Below are 18,715 nucleotides of genomic sequence, written 5' to 3'. Positions count from 1 at the left end.
GTTAGAGCGATTTCCATGCATCCGGCAGGACACACGGAGTTCTAAAAGAATGTTGATCACGCCTCACGCAGAACTGTCTCTCTTCCAGACAGTTTCCCTGTACAACATTGCTTCAGCAGCAGCTTGCTCAGCAATACGCTTGGAACGCCCCTCGCCGGTTTCAGGAGCAAATCCTTTCACAGTCACTTCAACTGTAAAAAGCGGATCATGGTCCGGGCCACTGCGGCTCACAATTGCGTAGACAGGATGCACATTGCCCTGCTGGTGTGCCCATTCCTGCAACTCTGTTTTTGCATCGCGACGCGCGGCACCTGTTTCAAGCGACCGTTTCTGCCAATAGCGCTTGATGAAACCACGTGCTGCTTCCAGTCCGCTATCCATATAAATGGTCGCAATCAACGCTTCGACGACATCGGCACGAACATTGAGCAGACGCGTGTCATTAAGAGACTTGATGTCGGAGCCGGTATGGATCAGATCGGCAAGACCAATCTCATCGGCAATTGCGGCACAGGTTTCGGCATTGACCAGCGCGTTGAGGCGAACTGACAATTCCCCTTCCGGCGCATCTGGAAAGGCTTCGAAAAGCATTTCAGCAACCACGAGACCAAGCACGCGGTCGCCAAGAAACTCCAGTCGCTCATAGTTGGCACGTGAAGGTGCCTGAACGCTCGAATGGGTGAGCGCACGTTCCAACCGCTTCAGATTGAGAAAACGGTGTCCTGTGCGCTCCTCCAGAATTGCTGCTGCTTTGTTCTCGGAGACCATTTCAGTTTCCGGTTACGGCAGTATGCGGCTCACCACTCACCCAGGAGATGAGGCGGCTGAAGCGAACATCAGATGGCCATTTCCAGATTTCAAGCGGGCTTGTCTTATCGGCAATCGAGAAGAAAATAATGTTCGCACGACCGACCAGATTTTCGAAAGGCACATAACCAACGCCAAAACGGCTATCGAGCGAGTTGTCGCGATTATCACCCATCATGAAATAATGACCGGCAGGCACTTCGAACACACGTGTATCGTCACCAATGGAATTTGGTGCAAGATCGAGCGTATCGTAAGTGACGCCATTGGGCAGCGTTTCGCGATAGACTTCAACCGGACGATTGACTTCGGTCACGTCAGGATTGTCGATTGTGCCAACACGCTCGCGCTTAACAGCGACATCATTGATATAGAGAACGCCGGCACGCATCTGCACGCGATCACCTGGAAGACCGATCACGCGTTTGATGTAATCGACGTTGGTGTCACTTGGCAGCTTGAAGACCACGACATCACCGCGCTTGGGCTCAGCCCCCCAAATACGACCGGAGAAGAGGTCCAGACCGAACGGCAGCGAATAGCGCGAATAGCCATAGGCGTATTTCGACACAAACAAATAATCACCTTCCAGCAGAGTTGGGCGCATGGAGCCGGACGGAATGCTGAAAGGTTGAAAAAGCAGGCTGCGAATAATCAGTGCCAGCAGGAGAGCTTGCACGATAACGCTGACGGTTTCGCCAAGGCCGCCTGATTTTTTAGTTTCACTTTTGCTGGACACGCTCATTGTATCTCCGCTTGCCGATGTGCGATCTAATAACGGCTAAGGTTGCTCGAAGCAATCCAAACACCGCTATCTCGCATGATTATGAGCAGGAGTTTACCTGCCACAATCGCAATTGTTTTGTTAACGCCATTATCGGAAAAGCGTTTTCGCTCTTCCGCAACATGCATTACTCGGTTTCTGGCAGCGCTTCGATAATGACAAAAGCCTGCGCTAGAGGAAAATCATCGGTAATTGTCAGATGTATGGCAGCGCGTTTGCCTTTTGGCAGCATGCGCTTCAGTTGCTCAGCCGCGCCGCCAGTCAGCTGCATGGTCGGCTTGCCGGAAGGTGTATTCACCACCCCCATATCGCGCCAGAAAACGCCATTCGAAAGCCCCGTGCCAAGCGCTTTGGAACAAGCTTCTTTTGCGGCGAAACGCTTTGCATAAGATGCAGCGCGCTGTCTGCGCCCATCTGATTTTGCTTGTTCAACCTCGGTAAAAACACGTTGGGTGAAACGGTCACCGTGCTTTTCGAGCGTCTTTTCAATGCGGCGGATATCAATCAGATCGCTGCCAATGCCGATGATCATATTTTCTGCGGCTCCCGGGCATGGTGCTTATTGTGTTTTTCGGCAAGTCGTTCGAGCCTGCGACGACGGAAGGCCGTGACTGCAAAACGCGTCACAAAATAGGCAATCACCGCAAAAACTGCTCCAAGTATGGTCGAACCGAACAACATCGGCTTGAGCAGAGGTGTCCAGACTTCTCCGAACTTCATCGTTTGAAGTGCGTGTCCCAAATGCAAAGGCGGCGCGCTTTCGATATCCCCGCTGATGACAAAGCGGCCAAGCTCATAAGTGCTACCCCAGATAAACGGGAGCGTCAGAGGATTGGCAAGTGTGGTGCCCAGCGCTGCTGCAGCAATGTTACCGGCCAGAAAATATGCCAGAACAATTGCAATAATCAGGTGAAAACCAAAGAACGGTGTAAAAGCCGAAAAGACGCCAACGGCCAGTCCTGCGGCCACTGCATGTGGAGACGCAGTAATGCGTAGCACACGCTTGCCGCCATATTTAAACGAGCGGGCGAAGGAGCGGCGCGGCCAGACGAGCAGCCTTAGGCGCTCTTTGCGGGTCGGCGGATTTCGACGTTGGAATAACATAGGCTTCTCATACTGTTCTCTAAGCACCGAGACAATTGTTATTATTGTTCAACCGATGCGGCAGAGATCCTATCGCTACGCTCGAAGCGTACTCCATCAAGACGCGGCAAATAGAACTTCGGTGATACACCCAGCATACGGCGAAACATTGTCGTAAAGGCGGAAACACTATCATAGCCCAGATCAAGCGCCACGCTCGTAACTGCTTCGCCTTCCGTAAGGCGTGGAACGGCAGCAAACAGGCATGCCTGCTGGCGCCACACAGACAAGCTTATGCCTGTCTCGCGCTGAAAGTGGCGGGTGAATGAGCGACGGCTCATCGCCATGCGATCCGCCCAATCATCGATTGTCGCGCGCGCGGAAGGCTTCTTCACAAATTGACGGCAGAGATTTTGCAGACGCGGATCTGACGGGAAAGGCAAGCCGAGCGGCCGTTGTGGCAAGGTGTGCAGATCTCTGAGGATCAACTCAATCACCAGAGCGTCGCGACTGCCCGGTTCAGGAATGCTGTCGACCGACGTCGCATCAATGATGAGGCAACGCATCAGATCGGTCATGCCAACCACGTGTAAATAGTCAGGCACGCCCGAAATGGCATCAAGCGCGATATAAATTGAGCGCATGAAAACATCGCCGACAATTTCGACGGAATGTTTTACACCTGCAGGAATCCACATCGCGTGATCCCCCGGGATCAACCAGCGACCGGCATCGGTCGTCACCAGAACCACGCCTTGCGAAGCACACAAGAGCTGTGCTCGACTGTGGCTGTGACGCGGTACAAAATAGCCATCCGGATATTTTGTCGGCAGCGCGATCACTGGCCCGCTCAGGCGTTCCAGCATCTCGATACGCTGTTCATGGAACTTTTGCAGGTCCTCACTGCCCGGCAACAGGAGCCCCGGAGGCGATTTTGGCTTCATCTGGTTTGGCCCACTCTCGAAAGTAATGGACCAAATCACGAAAGCAGGCGCGAAACAATCTAATTATGAAAGGGGCAGGTTAGAAATATTCGAAAACATTCGAATTGAGCTTCCTGCCCAACCAACGCAAATTATGGGGAAATTTCCCTCACGGATTATCTTCGGAGTAGGACTATGAGCATGAGTGCTGCCGAGCAGCCTTCAAACACTGGCGCAAACAATACGGTTCTCGCCATTATTCTGGCTACGAGTATGGGCCATTTCCTGAACGACATGATGCAGTCGCTTCTTCCGGCCATCTATCCGATGCTCAAGGACAATTACAGCCTGTCTTTCTGGCAGATCGGCTTGCTCACCTTCACCTTTCAGGTCACGGCGTCGATCTTGCAGCCAATTGTGGGCATTTATACCGACCGTCGTCCAATGCCCTATTCGCTGCCATTCGGCATGGGTTGTACGCTGATCGGTTTGCTCCTGCTTGCGACCGCGCATCACTATTCCATTCTGCTTCTCGGTGCAGCCTTCATCGGCTTCGGTTCATCGGTATTCCATCCGGAAGCGGCACGCGTTGCACGTCTCGCATCTGGCGGTCGTCATGGTTTCGCACAGTCACTGTTCCAGGTGGGTGGCAATTTCGGCTCGTCCATCGGCCCGTTGCTTGCAGCTTTTATTGTTCTGCCTTTCGGGCAGGCCAGCGTATCCTGGTTCTCGATCGCTGCACTGATTGGCATGGTACTGCTCTGGTATGTCGGAAACTGGTACAACCAGCATAATCTCGCCAACAAGAGCAAGCCGAAGCCTGACAAGACACTGCCGCTGCCGCGCAACAAGGTTATTGCCTCAATCTCCGTGCTCGCCATGCTGATCTTCACCAAGTATGTCTATATGGCGAGCCTCACGAGCTACTACACCTTCTATACGATCAGCCATTTTGGCGTAACCGTTCAGGCATCGCAGTTGCTGCTGTTCCTGTTCCTTGGTGCCGTTGCAGCAGGTACAATTGTCGGAGGCCCCATCGGCGACAAGATCGGTACGCGCACAGTGATCTGGGTTTCGATCCTCGGTATCGTGCCCTTCACACTGGCATTGCCTTACGCAAACCTCGAAGTCACAGCGGTTCTGACCATTATAATTGGTTTCGTGCTGGCTTCCGCTTTCCCTGCAATCATTGTTTTCGCACAGGAATTGCTGCCGGGACGCGTGGGGATGGTGTCAGGACTGTTCTTCGGCCTTGCATTTGGCATCGCCGGCATTGCGGCGGCAGCGCTGGGTGTAGTGGCAGACCGGACGAGCATCGAGTTTGTCTATCAGATCTGCTCTTATCTTCCGCTTCTCGGATTGCTGACCATCTTTCTGCCGAAGATTGAGAAAGCTCGATAGGACAGCACAGACAGTTCAAAAAAAGTGGAGCACCGCTCATCCCCCAACGAACGGTGCTCCTAATGCCACTGACCTTTTGACGGCCCGGTTCAGCGGCAGCTCTGAATAGAGTGAAATGCACTCTACTTCTTTGTTCTGGCGCACATTGCGATGTCTTTTGCTGCAATGTGCCTGCAATCTCTCACACGGCGGAACTGAAGCCGTGCATACTCTCTCTGCGAAACTCATCAAATGTCGCCGCAACCAGACGGATGAGCGGCTTGCCGTCTTCCGTTGCACTGATGACACCGTTGTGCACTTCCACAAGACCATCAGCCACCAACGGGCGCAGCAAGGCCAGTTCATCGGAGAACTCAACGCCCGGTGCGGTTGCATTCAGATCAACGCGGAAATTACACATAAGCGCCGTAATAATGCCTGCACGGAGCCTGTCACTGTCGCGCATCGTGTAGCCGCGCACGGTTGCAAGATCTCCCGCCACAACGCGTTTGCTGTATTGTCCCACATCGGAAATATTCTGCGTGTAACCCGCTGGATATTGCGAAATCGACGATGGGCCTAGCCCAATCAATGTTTGGCAACGATCCGTTGTGTATCCCTGGAAATTGCGATGCAACGTGCCATTTTCTGCCGCAATGGCCAGTGTATCATCGGGCAATGCAAAGTGGTCAATGCCCACGGGTAGATAACCGAAACCAAGAAAGCTTTCTGCTACAGCACTTGCCTGTGCGAAACGCTCATCAGCATCTGGCAGACTGTTCTCATCAATCAGTCGCTGATTGGCGCGACGTTGCGGCAGATGCGCGTAGCCAAAACAGGCAACACGATCAGGCTTGAGTTCAGCAACCCGCTTGCACGTCTCACGCAATGTCTCAATCGTTTGCAGCGGCAGACCGTAGATCAGATCGAAGTTGAGTTTATCGATGCCGACTTCCCGCAGTAAAGTTGCAGCACGGATAACCGTCTCAATTGGCTGAACGCGGCCAATAGCTTTCTGCACATCGGTGTCGACATCCTGCACGCCAAGGCTGGCGCGGTTCACACCCATCAAGGACAAGGTCTTTACCAGAATGGGATTGACCGTGCGCGGGTCAAGCTCAATGGCGTGCTCCATATCCGGATGGAAATCGAATGCCAGACGAAGAGCCGCCATGATCCGCTTGAACTGCGTGGCATGAAGAATAGAAGGAGTGCCCCCACCCCAATGTAGGTGCACGACCTGCGGACGCGCCGTCAGACTTGCACTTACAGTTTCAATCTCGCTTAAGAGCGCGACAACGAAATTCTCGATGACATCTTCGCGAACCGCCATCTTGGAATGGCAGCCGCAATAGTGACAGATTTCTTTGCAATACGGCACGTGGATATAAAGCGAAACGCTTTCTTCCGGGCCTATCTGACGCAACCAACGCTTTGTGCTGTCAGGCGTGATCGGTGTGAAATCCACGGCCGTTGGGAACGAAGTGTAGCGAGGCACGGCAAGTGCCGCATAACGTCTTATCGTGGCTTCATGCATGATGATTCCACTCCGCCAGCCTTGCGTTCCGGTGATAGCCTGTCGCAACCACGCGCACTGGACGAGGACGAACATTCTGCGGGGCAAGTCGGCATGATGCGGCAAGGAAGCCCGCATGCATGACAGCCGATATTGTAATTGCCAACCACAATGACACCTGTTCACCTCGTTAAGACCGAGCAGCACTTGACTGTGCTGCGTCAATTTCCACGATCAGGTGTAGTCGTCGTTTAAGAAATCTTCATTGATTTGAATCAACGAAATGAAAACAAATAAATAGGGACCGGTAGAGTTCGATGTAGGATTTAAGTGTTGGAACCGCTCTATCTATTCTTCTGAAACATATACCAACGCAAAACTGCTTCGCATTTCTGTCAGAGTATAAAGCGATCTTATTGAATCAGATTGGCGCTCTAATCATTTGTTTTTACATGCATCTTGTTCTGATCGAAGCAGGATCACATCGCTTCGATATCCATGCCGGCAACAGCCGCAAGCGAACGACGCGACAATATCTCGACGGTGTTCGCATCAAGTAACTGGATAAGGCCTTGCGTCTTTAGCTTGGTGAAGCTGCGGCTGACTGTTTCAATCGTCAGACCGAGATAATCGGCAATATCTGTGCGGTTCATTGCCAAGTGAACGAGATTGGCCTTTTCACCTCGCTTTTCAGCGCGCGCAGCCAAGACCAGAAGGAAACTTGCAAGCTTTTCCACTGGTGCAAGGCGCCCCAGCACAAGCTGATTATCACGCGCGGTACGCAGCGCTTCACGCGTCATCTGGTGAAGACGCTCCTTGAGCTTCGGAAAGCTGTTCATCAATGCTTCCATCTCTTTAGACGAAAAAGCACAGAGGACCGAAGGAACAACAGCCTCAGCCGATTGCGAATAAACATCATCATCGGCTAGACCCAGATAGTCGCCGGGAACCAGAAACCCTGCAATCTGGCGACGCCCATCAGGCAGTGATGTATAGATGCGCAGCATACCCGAAGTCAGGCTGAAAACCCGGCGCTTCGGCTCGCCCTCTTCCACCAGCATCTCGTTCGCATCAAGCTTCTTGGAGGTCATGATGGCCTCAAGCGCGCCAAGATCGCCATCATCGAGTGCGGAGCAAACCGCCATGCGACGTACATCGCAATCGACGCATACACCGCATGGAGCCCGATAAGGAGATTTTGGATCGAAAACTAGAGGCACAACAGCCACGACATATTCCTAAACAGGGGGACGGGCATGGGCTTGCCCTTCCCTCTAAATTAAGGGTACGAAACAAATACCGCAAAGCGCAATTTCGCCGCAGGGCAGAAACCACATCCATTAAATCAATATTATAGTGAGAGCCGCTTAGATATTGCGGCTACCTGGCTTAATCGCAGGGATTGCAGCCAATTCCGGCGGCAAATTGTCTGGCGAATAGGCTGGCACTTCATATTCGGCAAGCGAGATGAGCTTTGTGCCGACATCCGCCTTGCCCGCTGAACGATCCACAATACAAGCGGCGGCTACGACTTCGATGCCGATATCCTTCATGCAATCAATGGTTTCACGAATCGAGAGGCCCGTTGTGACGATATCTTCCACGATCACGACGCGCGATCCCTTTGGCACATCGAAGCGGCGTAAACGGAACACACCATTCTCGCGTTCTACCCATACCGATGGCACACCCAGATGGCGCGAGGTTTCGTAGGACGGAATAAGTCCACCGATTGCTGGCCCGACGACATAGTCGATCTTTCCGATATCCGCTGCCTTGATTTTCTCGGCCAATGCCTTGCAGAGCTTTTCGGTCTTGTCGGCATGCATGAAAACGCGTGCCTTCTGCAAGAAGATCGGGCTACGCAGGCCTGAGGTTAGAATGAAATGGCCTTCAAGGATCGCTCCCGCTTCGCGGAAGACAGCAAGGACGTCTTCGGTTTTCATTGTGCCTTATCCGTTCACGCGCCTTGCGCCACTGACGCTTGCGCTTTCTTTCAATTGAGAAATGATACGATTGAGGTGTTTAAGGTCCCACACTTCAACGTCAATGATCATTTCAGTAAAATCGGGCGCGGTTCGCACCATTGAGAGATTATGAATATTGGCGTCATTCGACGCAACGATCTGCGCAATTTCAGCCAGAGATCCCGGTGAATTAATTGCCGACACACTGACCCGGGCCGGGAAGCGTTCATGCATCCCCTCATCAATGTCCCAGCGCACGTCAATCCAGCGCTCAGGCTGATCGTCATAAGCGGTCAGTGCCGGTGACTGGATCGGATAGATCGTGATACCTGCACCCGGCTGCATGATACCGACGATACGGTCGCCCGGCACAGCCCCTTCCGGGGCAAAACGCACCGGCAAGTCGGAATTGGTGCCTCGGATCGGCACGGCCTTGCGTTTTGGCTTTTCGCCCGTCGTTTCTGGCTTTTCTGCGCCTTCGGAACCTTCCGGCACCTTGAAGATCATGCCGGCTGCGTTCTGAATATTGAACCAGCCCTTTTCCCCAGTTTTCGCCGGGCTGTTCTGCGAGGTGACGCGGGTATCCTGATAATCCGGATAAACCGCCTTCACCACATCAGTCGACGGCAATTCACCACGACCGACAGCAGCCAGAACATCCTCGACCTCTTTGCGCGCGAGGCGCGGCAAACCAGGCTTGAGAATATCCTTACTGAAAGGCTTCCCAGCGCGCTCAAAAGCCCGCTCAAGAATACGCATACCAAGACCGGAATACTGCTTGCGAACGGCAGAACGCGTTGCACGGCGGATCGCAGCACGCGCCTTGCCTGTCGCAACAAGCGACTCCCATGCGGCAGGCGGAACCTGCGCCTTGGAACGAATAATGTCGACTTCATCGCCGTTTTTAAGCTCGGTCATCAACGGCATAATGCGACCATTGACCTTCGCACCAACACAGCTATCGCCAATATCGGTGTGAACCGCATAGGCGAAATCGATTGGCGTGGCACCACGCGGCAGCGCAATAAGACGACCCTTCGGCGTAAAGCAGAAGACCTGATCCTGAAACAATTCCAGCTTTGTGTGTTCGAGGAACTCTTCCGGATTATCGCCTTCGGAAAGCTGCTCAATGGTCTGACGCAACCAAGCATAAGCATTGGTTTCGGTCGAAATCTGATGTGGATTGCTGGCGCTGCCGCGATCCTTGTAAATCGAATGAGCGGCAACACCGAATTCTGCAATTTCATCCATGACGCGCGTGCGGATCTGCAACTCGATACGCTGGCGCGATGGACCGATAATCGTCGTGTGGATCGAACGGTAGTCGTTTTGCTTGGGCGTCGAAATATAGTCTTTGAACCGGCCCGGAACCATCGACCACGTCGTGTGGATCAGACCAAGCGCGCGGTAGCAGTCCTGTGTGGATTCAACCATAACGCGGAAGCCGAAAATATCGGAAAGCTGTTCGAACGACAGGCCCTTGGTTTCCATTTTACGGAAAACCGACCACGGCTTCTTCTGACGGCTTTTGACGCTCGCCTTGATGCCGTTCTTCTGAAAAATCTCAGACAGGTCTTCTTCAATCTTCTGCAGAAGGCCACGGTTCTTTTCTAGGAGTTCAGCGAGCCGGTCCGTTACCGCACGCCACGCGTCCGGGTTGATATAGCGGAAGGCCAGTTCTTCGAGTTCTTCGCGTGTGTCCTGCATGCCCATACGGCCAGCAAGCGGCGCATAGATATCCATGGTTTCTTCGGCAATGCGCAGGCGCTTGTCTTCGCGCATCACGCCAAGGGTACGCATATTGTGCAGTCGATCTGCAAGCTTCACCAGAAGCACGCGCACATCTTCGGAGATAGCCAGCAACAGCTTGCGAAGGTTTTCCGCCTGCACGGCCTTTTTGGAAACCAGATCAAGCTTCTTGAGCTTGGTCAGACCTTCGACGAGCTTACCGATCTCCGGGCCGAACAGCTGGTCGATTTCCTGTCGCGTCGCCGTGGTATCTTCAATCGTATCATGCAGGAGAGCAATCGCAATGGTTGCCTCATCCAGATGCATATCCGTGAGAATTGCTGCGACTTCGAGTGGGTGTGAAAAATATGGATCCCCAGATGCGCGCTTCTGGCTGCCATGCTTCTGCATGGCATAAACATACGCCTTGTTGAGAAGCGCCTCATTGACGTCAGGCTTGTATCGCTGAACACGCTCCACAAGCTCATATTGGCGCATCATCTACAGAAACTCCCTACCAGTCACATACACAGCGGCCATTTTGACCGGAAATCGCTAAAAAATATAATAATTTGCGAGTTTCCGAACCTGTTTTCTGCCAACAGGCTTAATTTCAGTCACAAACGCCTCAGCGGCAAGCCAAATACCCGACAGCCAATCACGATATCTCTGGCCACCATGTACATAAAAACGTGCGCCACAGCCTGGGAGCTGAAGCGCACGCAAAAACAAGGGCCTGTTTATCTTCAAGTCGTTATCGGTGCAAAACTCGTTCCGATTTTTGCCTGAAATACCTGAACAACAGAGCAACGATTAGAAGTCGTCGTTCTTTTCTGGCGCAACGAGGCCTTCAATACCGGCAAGCAGTTCTTCTTCCGACATACGGTCGAAAGAAACGACATCGTCTTCGCCAGCTTCAGCAATGCCTTCAGCCAACGCATCCGAAGCATCGGTGATCTGGGCTGGAGCAGCGGCTTCCGGTTCGTCAACTTCAACGTGCTTCTGCAGTGAATGAATCAGGTCTTCCTTCAGATCGTCCGGCGAAAGTGTTTCGTCAGCGATTTCGCGCAGGGCAACAACTGGGTTTTTGTCGTTGTCGCGGTCGATCGTGATCTGGGCGCCCTGAGAGATCTGGCGGGCACGGTGACCGGCCAGCAGAACCAGTTCAAAACGGTTCTCGACCTTATCTACGCAGTCCTCAACGGTGACGCGGGCCATAGGCGGTCCCTTTCATTTCTTAAACTTTAACGGAATTTTTCTTGCACATAACGCTTGTGAGCCAAAATTACAAGCAAAAGCGCAAAACACCAGCGACAAGGCTCAAAAAACTGGGCTAACATATAACTGTTCATGAATCTGTCTGACAAATACACGGACTGGATCAAATTGAAACAATAGATTTCAAGCGATTATCGGTTGCTATATCGAAATATCCCGTAAAAGTAATTAAGAGTGATCAAATAACAACCAAGAGTTGCTTGTTTTTCTATAATATCTCCGTAGAACGCAATAAACGTCATTGGTAAAAATGAATACCCCCGCCGTTTAAAAAACAAATCTGAATACGCGGTCGCAGGCCCACTCACCACCGGCCGCAGAGTGGATATATTGCACGATGTTCGATTCTCGTGAAAAAATTGCGCTATTTATTGACGGCGCGAATTTATATGCAGCTTCAAAGACACTCGGTTTCGATATTGATTACCGGAAACTTTTGAAGGCCTTCCAGAAACGCGGTTATTTGCTGCGCGCCTATTATTACACGGCTCTGGTTGAGGATCAGGAATACTCGTCGATCCGTCCGCTTATCGATTGGCTCGATTACAACGGCTACAAGGTTGTCACCAAGGCAGCCAAGGAATTTACCGACTCGACCGGTCGCCGCAAGGTGAAGGGCAATATGGATATCGAACTTACCGTCGATGCCATGCAACTCACCGACACTGTCGACCATTTTGTGATTTTCTCGGGCGACGGCGATTTCCGTTCGCTTGCTGAAGCGTTGCAGCGCAAAGGCCGCAAGGTTTCTGTCGTTTCCACTCTGACGACACAGCCTGCAATGATTTCCGATGAATTGCGCCGTCAGGCCGATCATTTCATCGATCTGGTATCGCTGAAGGCCGAAATTGGCCGCGACCCTTCCGAACGTCCACAGCAACAGCGTCGTCAAGACGACGAACTCGACGACGATTATTGATATCACCAATTGTCCGGTTCGCGTGGGGTTATGATTTCGAACCTCAAGAATCGGCCAGCATCATCTATTAAAAAGAGCGCCTTCCGGCGCTCATTTTTGTTGCGGCAATGTATCGGCCTTAAAACGTCGATCTGATTGGATCAGATCGACGCTCTAACTTCTTCTATTTTAAGCATAATCTTATCGATCCTCGTTTCACTTCGGTCGGATTATGCTCTAGCCGCGATCGCGCAACAGGCGCGATTTCTCGCGATTCCAGTCGCGCTGCTTCTCAGTTTCACGTTTATCGTGATTTTTTTTACCGCGCGCCACACCGATTTCCAGCTTCGCCCGACCACGATCATTGAAATATAGCTTCAACGGAACGACGGTCATGCCTTCGCGTGAAACCGAGTTGAAAATTCGTGACATTTCGCGACGGCTGATCAACAGCTTACGGAGACGGCGCGGCTCATGATTAAAACGATTGCCCTGCGTATATTCCGGAATATAGGAATTGATCAGCCAGAACTCGCCATTCTCAAAGCTCGCATAGCTTTCAGCAATATTGGCCTGATTGGCGCGCAAGGATTTAACCTCTGTGCCGGTCAGAACCAGACCAGCTTCGAGCGTATCGGTGATCTCGAAATTGTAGCGCGCTTTACGGTTTTCAGCGACCATTTTGCGGGCAGGAGCGTTTTTCGGCTTATTCATAATGGCACCATATAATGCTCATTGCCGGAAATGAAAACGCTCTCGCATGCGCGAGAGCGTAAAAATCATTCAACCAGACAAGATTAGCAGCCTTAGTTAACAAGGCCGGCGTGCTTCATGGCCTGATCAATCTTCTCGGCCGTCGCCCCTTCAACCGCAACCATTGGCGAACGAAGAACATTTTCAACGCGACCAAGGCGTGACAGAGCATATTTCGGACCCGAAGGGTTTGGCTCGATGAAGAGTGCCTTATGCAACGGCATCAGGCGATCCTGAAGTTCCAGCGCTCTGGCATAATCACCGGCCTGACAGGCATCCTGGAATTCCGCGCAGAGACGCGGAGCAATATTGGACGTCACCGAAATGCAACCAAGGCCGCCATGTGCATTGAAGCCGAGAGCCGTTGCATCTTCGCCGGAAAGCTGGATGAAATCCTTGCCGCACGTAGCGCGCTGTTCGGAAACACGTTCGATCTTGCCGGTCGCGTCTTTCACACCAACAATGTTCTTATGATCACGCACAAGCATACCCATGGTTTCGGGAGTCATATCGATGACCGAGCGGCCCGGAATGTTATAGATAATCAGCGGGATCGAGATCGAACGTGCAACGCGCGAGAAATGCTCGTAAAGACCGCGCTGGTTCGGCTTGTTATAGTAAGGCGTGACGACAAGAACGGCATCAGCACCGGCCTTTTCGGCGTGCTGTGCGAAATCGATCGCCTCAACCGTATTGTTGGAACCAGCACCCGCAATCACCGGCACGCGACCTGCAGCTACTTCGATGCAGACCTCGATAACACGCTTGTGCTCATCATGGGACAAGGTCGGTGTTTCGCCTGTTGTGCCAACGGGTACGAGCCCTTTGGTGCCCTCTTCGATCTGCCAGTTCACAAAAGCACGAAAGGCTTTCTCGTCGAACGCTCCTTCACTATCGAATGGCGTGACAAGTGCAGTAATCGAGCCTTTCAGCATCAGTGAACTCCTGAGAAATAGAGACGGTACCTAGCAATACCATGCTGGCTTTTGATTGTGCCAGAATAGCTGCGAGGCGATGCACCATAGTCTCGCAGTGCAAATCCGGCAAGCGGGGAGCTAGCCCAAATCAGCTTCCAGATGACAGTTTTGCAAAAATTCCTTCGCTTTTTTAGTCCGACCCACGCAACCTGATCGCGCAACAGCTGCCCGACGAGCGTGGAGTTTTTTGACGAATGTTCGAATAGAAAAACATAACCATTTATTAACCAATGCTTCATGCATTGGCATCATAGTCTTAATACGGGACAATCGCCCTATCTATCAGGCTTAGAAAAGCCCGATTTGAACAATATTCTGCCCACAATCAGGCACTCTATTCTCGTTAGATCATGTGTAAGAAAAATATAGATATGCCATTAAAGCAAAGAGCGCGCTTTTCGAGTGGACTGATTATTGCTGCTTCGCTTCTTGCGGGACAGATGGGTGCTGCTTATGCCCAGTCATCTTTGCCATCGGATGTTCCTACACCGCTGGCGCGCCCATTCGCGCCTGCTACCACACATGAATCGCCAATCAATCTGGTTACGCCCAAAGCACGTCCTGTCACCCCCGACCCGGTTATCACGTCTTCCTTCAGTCGTGTCGAGAACCCTGCCGCAATCAGCGGCACATTAAAGAGCGGACTAGATGCGCTCTATTCCCGCGATATCGTCGGCGCAATTGCCTATCGTAACGGAATGACGAAAGGCTCGCTTGACCGCCAAATATTGACCTGGTCGATAGCGACATCCGGAATGGATGGCGTGCCGAGCGCTGAAATTGCAATGGCTGCCTCTGAACTGCCGGGCTGGCCCGGCATGGCGGCGCTGCGCCGCAATTCGGAACGTGCACTTTTCAAGGAAAATGCACCGGCAACAACCGTTATTGCCACATTCGGAACAACACGCCCGCAGACAACTGAGGGCATGATCGCCCTTGCCCGCGCATATGTGGCCACCGGAAACAACACAAAAGCGCATCAGCTTCTCGCGCCCTGGTGGGCGACGGAACGCCTTTCGGCAGACGATGAAGCGAAAGTTCTGAAAGAATTCGCAAGCGTTCTTACACGCGACGATCATCAACGTCGCCTTCTGCGCTCACTTTACAATGACCGCATGCAATCGGCTAAACTTCTGGCGGGCCCGGCGCAGGCCCAGTCACTTTATAATGCTTATGCAGCATTGGCACAGAAGTCGCCAAACACGGCCAAATCCATCGCCGATGTGGATCGCTCATGGCACGCGAACCCTGCTTATATGTTCCTGCAGATACGCTTTCTGCGCCGTGCCGACCGTATGAGCGAAGCAACAGATTTGATGCTGAAAGCGCCGAAAGACGCCGCGTCGCTAGTTGATCCGGACGCATGGTGGGTGGAACGCCGTATCCTGTCGCGCGAGCTTCTAGATACCAACAAACCACAACTCGCCTATAGGCTAGTCGCAGCACATGCCGCAGAATCACCAACAATGGCCGCAGAAGCGGAATTCCATGCTGGTTGGTATGCTTTGCGCGCTTTGAAGCAACCAAAGCTTGCAGCACCGCATTTTGCGAAGATCGCCGAGATTTCATCTCGTCCGATTTCCGCGTCCCGCGCTTATTATTGGCTGGGCCGTGCCGCAGAAGCCGGTGCTGGCGGCGATGCTAACGGCTATTATCGCCGCTCCGCGCATTTCGGCACAACATTTTATGGGCAGCTGGCCGCAGCCAAGCTCAGCGAAAAAGCGCCCGAGCTCACCTATCCAAGACCATCCGATGCAGAACGCGTGCGTTTTTCTGGCCGTCCCGCAGTACAAGCCATCAAGCGCCTTGAACAGATCGGCTATGGCAACCGCGCAACCGCTCTCTACACGCAGCTATCGCAGGAACTCAGCAGCGTTGGAGAACTGGCGCTTCTCGCTGTAATGGCGGAGAAGAACGAAAGCCATTATCTCGCCCTCCGCGTCGGCAAGACCGCTGCGTTCCGTGGACTGGACGTCGGAGCATTGTCCCACCCGATTGGCGCCATTCCGGCCCATGCGAATATCAGTGGCTCCGGCAAAGCGCTTGCCTACGCGATCGCTCGTCAGGAAAGTGAGTTCAACGTTGGTGCGGTGTCAAAAGCTGGCGCGCGCGGGCTGTTACAGTTAATGCCAGCCACCGCAAAGAGTGTCGCAACGCGCAATGGAATGGCGTTTTCTGCTCCGAAACTCACAACCGATGCAGCCTATAATGCGACGCTTGGCGCGCATTTTCTTGGCGAACAGCTCGACCGATTCAACGGATCTTACGTGCTGACCTTTGCCGGATATAATGCCGGTCCGCGCCGTGCATCCGAGTGGGTGGAAAAATACGGTGATCCGCGTGGCAAGCCAATCGAAGAGGTTGTCGACTGGATTGAGCGCATTCCTTTTTCCGAAACCCGGAACTACGTACAGCGTGTGATGGAAAACTACGAGGTTTATAAAGCGCGCCTCACCGGCAGTGCGGATATACGCACCGACCTGATCTATGGCCGACGTTAAAGCGTGCCGCGTTTTACGCTATTCACTTGGCACGCTTTGAGCCTACGTTTTCTTGGTTCGAGTTGAAGCCTTGGACTTCGGAGCAGCCTTCTTTGGTTTTGGGCTCTTCTTGGACGCCGAGCGCTGTGTGGCCTCTGCCAGTTTACTGGCCTGAGCAGTCCAGTTTTCGCGGGTAACACGTCCAGTAAATCCGATATGGCGTTCAATCCATGCAGATTCGTCCGTATTCCATTGCGCAATCTGCGCGTAATGGAATACGCCGAGCTTTTGCAGCATTCCTTCTACTGCCTTGCCAATACCGCTGATTGCAGTCAGATCGTCCGGCTTCCCGCGCAAAGGTGCATCAAGTAGCTCTGGGCGATCAGTATCCTGGACATCCGAGACCGGCTCCTCGACTGAAGGCTCTTCTACAGATTCTGGACCGGATTCGAGTTCATCTGTTGCTGCCTGCGGCAAAGGCTCTTCGACCTTTTCCGCCACCTCATTGACCTTATCTTTCAAAGGCTCTTCCACCACGATTGCTTTGGTCGGCGTGATCAGTTCAGGTTTTTCGTCGACCGCAGGCTTTGAGAGCGCCGCCGCGATAATCGTGTTTTCCTCATCCCTGCCTGCGGCTTTTTTGCCTCTGATGAGGCGTCCCAAAACGCAGCCAATTACAAAAGCAACGGCAATAAGAATCGCCAGTTGAATGATCAACATCGGCATGTAGGTTCCCTCATACTCTACGCACTTGCGCGCGGCCACGATGGCCACCGCGGCAAATCAAAAACCCCGCATATATTGGCAAGCCTGCCCGAGGACTGCCAGAAAACCATCCAGGCACGTTCATTTCGCAGCGGTCAGCCAACCCACAGCGACACCAATCACCGCCGAAAGCAGAAGAACTGGCCAAAACATCTCCGCAAGATAAAGCATATGGAATCCGCCTGCCGTTCGATCCGAAGCACCTGTCAATATATATACAGGAAAGGCAGCGAAGCGCCCGGTGTCAATCGGGTAAAGAGAAGAAACAGGGGATGAGATCACTTAGCGGCCAAATGATATCAGGGCTTTGTAATATCAGAGCTTAATAATTGCAGCCCATAGGGTAGAGGCGCATTCAGAACAGATGACAACTCACTATAAGTCGTACCGTCGAGTGCTGCGCCTTTAACTGAAACTGTCGCGTCCGAGATTTCGATCTTCGCCTCAGAAAATTTCCTGGCGAGATCAATCGTAAAATAAACGCGTTCCTCGAATTCCGGCTGCGCGCCACGTGCAAGCGCCATTTCGTCATCGACCAATCCGCCTTGCCCGGCGGATTCAGCTGCACTCATGATCGAATCGCGCATCGCATTGTCGGGAATGAACCCCGAAAGAACGATCCCCTCCCCGCTTTTGGTCAGTTTGAAAACATATGGGCTTGCTTCCTGAAGAACAGTTGTCAGATCGGAAAGATCGCCAACGCCGCGGACCTGCTGCACAGCCTTAACTGCGGCCTTTTGCGATTCAGGGTCCGGAGCCATACCTTTTAAGGTCACATCACGGCCATCGATATCAAAGCCGGTCCAGGCATAAGGCGTGAGCGCTTGCCCCATTCGTTCAGCTAGGTCGGTTTCAATCCGGTCAGCACCAAACCACAGTGCCAAGGACGTTAGCGCCGCAGTCCATGTCACGCCCGGCCAGAACCACTTCAACATATGCACGCTTCTCCAACTACACAGGTCCGTCTTTATCGACGTCACCAGAGAAACCGCCACGCCTCAAAATGCAAGACTTATGCTGAATTTTGAGCATTTCCCGCAAAAGTGGAAACCGGCTTTGCGTAGGATAATAAGTAAAAACAAATAATTAGAGCGGTTTTAAAGATTCGGTTTCAACCGGAACCATTCTAAGAATTGCAGACAACAAAAAACCCGGCAGCGATGCTGCCGGGTTTCCTGTAACCAATCCGTAAGGATTAGAACGAACGCTGGAAGCGAACCATACCCTGCCAAGCATCGTCACCCTTAAGTTCGGAACGGCTGTCGTCCCACTTGGTGTACGAAACTTCTGGAGTGATGGTGAAGCCTGGAACCAGCTGGTAAGCTACGTTTGCAGTAGCTGCAAAGGTCTTTGCGTCTTCGTAAGCGAGCTAAGCG

At 52.6% G+C, this 18,715-nt stretch carries 17 protein-coding genes and 1 pseudogene; 3 read left to right on the top strand and 15 right to left on the bottom strand.

What is annotated here, in order from left to right:
• Positions 1–63 precede the first annotated feature (63 nt).
• The 5 genes from rnc to CEV33_RS17925 form a co-directional block, all read right to left on the bottom strand.
• Complete coding sequence (gene rnc / locus CEV33_RS17945) at positions 64–768, bottom strand: ribonuclease III (protein ID WP_094541790.1); 705 nt, start codon at positions 766–768, stop codon at positions 64–66.
• Position 769: 1 nt separating this feature from the next.
• Entirely contained in the window at positions 770–1,552 is a 783-nt protein-coding gene (gene lepB, locus CEV33_RS17940; protein ID WP_094541789.1) for a signal peptidase I, read from the bottom strand.
• A 166-nt stretch (positions 1,553–1,718) separates the two neighbouring features.
• Positions 1,719–2,123 (bottom strand): holo-ACP synthase, encoded by a 405-nt coding sequence (gene acpS / locus CEV33_RS17935; protein ID WP_094541788.1) that lies wholly within the window; start codon positions 2,121–2,123, stop codon positions 1,719–1,721.
• Positions 2,120–2,695: a type IV secretion system effector BspA gene (gene bspA / locus CEV33_RS17930; protein ID WP_094541787.1), complete on the bottom strand. Its 576-nt coding sequence runs from the start codon at positions 2,693–2,695 to the stop codon at positions 2,120–2,122. Before bspA ends, acpS begins: the two co-directional genes overlap by 4 nt.
• A gap of 41 nt (positions 2,696–2,736) precedes the next feature.
• A complete protein-coding gene (locus CEV33_RS17925) occupies positions 2,737–3,588 on the bottom strand; it encodes an AraC family transcriptional regulator (protein WP_208620224.1) in 852 nt (283 codons plus the stop codon).
• A gap of 204 nt (positions 3,589–3,792) precedes the next feature.
• On the opposite strand from CEV33_RS17925, the gene CEV33_RS17920 reads away from it, so the two are divergent.
• The gene (locus tag CEV33_RS17920; RefSeq protein WP_094541785.1) at positions 3,793–4,998 is read left to right on the top strand and encodes an MFS transporter; all 1,206 of its coding nucleotides are present in this window, start codon (positions 3,793–3,795) and stop codon (positions 4,996–4,998) included.
• Positions 4,999–5,179: 181 nt separating this feature from the next.
• Here CEV33_RS17920 and hemN read toward each other — a convergent pair whose 3' ends face one another.
• The 5 genes from hemN to rpoZ form a co-directional block, all read right to left on the bottom strand.
• The gene (gene hemN, locus CEV33_RS17915; protein ID WP_094541784.1) at positions 5,180–6,514 is read right to left on the bottom strand and encodes an oxygen-independent coproporphyrinogen III oxidase; all 1,335 of its coding nucleotides are present in this window, start codon (positions 6,512–6,514) and stop codon (positions 5,180–5,182) included.
• 458 nt (positions 6,515–6,972) lie between these two features.
• Positions 6,973–7,722, bottom strand: a complete 750-nt coding sequence (locus CEV33_RS17910) for a helix-turn-helix domain-containing protein (protein WP_094541783.1) — start codon at positions 7,720–7,722, stop codon at positions 6,973–6,975.
• Positions 7,723–7,860: 138 nt separating this feature from the next.
• The gene (pyrE, locus tag CEV33_RS17905) at positions 7,861–8,439 is read right to left on the bottom strand and encodes an orotate phosphoribosyltransferase (RefSeq protein ID WP_094541782.1); all 579 of its coding nucleotides are present in this window, start codon (positions 8,437–8,439) and stop codon (positions 7,861–7,863) included.
• Between the two features lie 6 nt (positions 8,440–8,445).
• Positions 8,446–10,689: a RelA/SpoT family protein gene (locus CEV33_RS17900; protein ID WP_094541781.1), complete on the bottom strand. Its 2,244-nt coding sequence runs from the start codon at positions 10,687–10,689 to the stop codon at positions 8,446–8,448.
• A gap of 312 nt (positions 10,690–11,001) precedes the next feature.
• Positions 11,002–11,406 (bottom strand): DNA-directed RNA polymerase subunit omega, encoded by a 405-nt coding sequence (rpoZ, locus tag CEV33_RS17895; protein ID WP_024897324.1) that lies wholly within the window; start codon positions 11,404–11,406, stop codon positions 11,002–11,004.
• Positions 11,407–11,803: 397 nt separating this feature from the next.
• Between rpoZ and CEV33_RS17890 the strand changes: the two genes are divergently transcribed.
• Positions 11,804–12,385: a LabA-like NYN domain-containing protein gene (locus tag CEV33_RS17890; RefSeq protein WP_094541780.1), complete on the top strand. Its 582-nt coding sequence runs from the start codon at positions 11,804–11,806 to the stop codon at positions 12,383–12,385.
• A gap of 216 nt (positions 12,386–12,601) precedes the next feature.
• Here the strand turns inward: CEV33_RS17890 and smpB are convergent, their stop codons facing one another.
• On the bottom strand, positions 12,602–13,078 hold the full coding sequence (gene smpB / locus CEV33_RS17885; protein ID WP_094541779.1) for an SsrA-binding protein SmpB: 477 nt from the start codon (positions 13,076–13,078) through the stop codon (positions 12,602–12,604).
• A 92-nt stretch (positions 13,079–13,170) separates the two neighbouring features.
• Complete coding sequence (dapA, locus tag CEV33_RS17880; protein ID WP_094541778.1) at positions 13,171–14,052, bottom strand: 4-hydroxy-tetrahydrodipicolinate synthase; 882 nt, start codon at positions 14,050–14,052, stop codon at positions 13,171–13,173.
• A 482-nt stretch (positions 14,053–14,534) separates the two neighbouring features.
• Between dapA and CEV33_RS17875 the strand changes: the two genes are divergently transcribed.
• Positions 14,535–16,595, top strand: a complete 2,061-nt coding sequence (locus CEV33_RS17875; protein ID WP_235818455.1) for a lytic transglycosylase domain-containing protein — start codon at positions 14,535–14,537, stop codon at positions 16,593–16,595.
• Between the two features lie 42 nt (positions 16,596–16,637).
• On the opposite strand, the gene CEV33_RS17870 is transcribed toward CEV33_RS17875, so the two are convergent.
• The 3 genes and pseudogenes from CEV33_RS17870 to CEV33_RS17860 form a co-directional block, all read right to left on the bottom strand.
• The gene (locus tag CEV33_RS17870) at positions 16,638–17,300 is read right to left on the bottom strand and encodes a hypothetical protein (RefSeq protein ID WP_094541776.1); all 663 of its coding nucleotides are present in this window, start codon (positions 17,298–17,300) and stop codon (positions 16,638–16,640) included.
• Positions 17,301–17,638: 338 nt separating this feature from the next.
• Positions 17,639–18,274, bottom strand: coding sequence for a BON domain-containing protein (locus CEV33_RS17865; RefSeq protein WP_094541775.1), 636 nt, complete (start codon positions 18,272–18,274; stop codon positions 17,639–17,641).
• Between the two features lie 260 nt (positions 18,275–18,534).
• Positions 18,535–18,708: pseudogene (locus CEV33_RS17860) on the bottom strand (porin); the annotation flags it as partial.
• Positions 18,709–18,715 lie beyond the last annotated feature (7 nt).

Origin of the sequence: Brucella grignonensis (assembly GCF_002252505.1) — a bacterium.
Lineage (GTDB): Bacteria > Pseudomonadota > Alphaproteobacteria > Rhizobiales > Rhizobiaceae > Brucella > Brucella grignonensis.
This window is presented reverse-complemented; position numbering and strand designations above follow the sequence as displayed.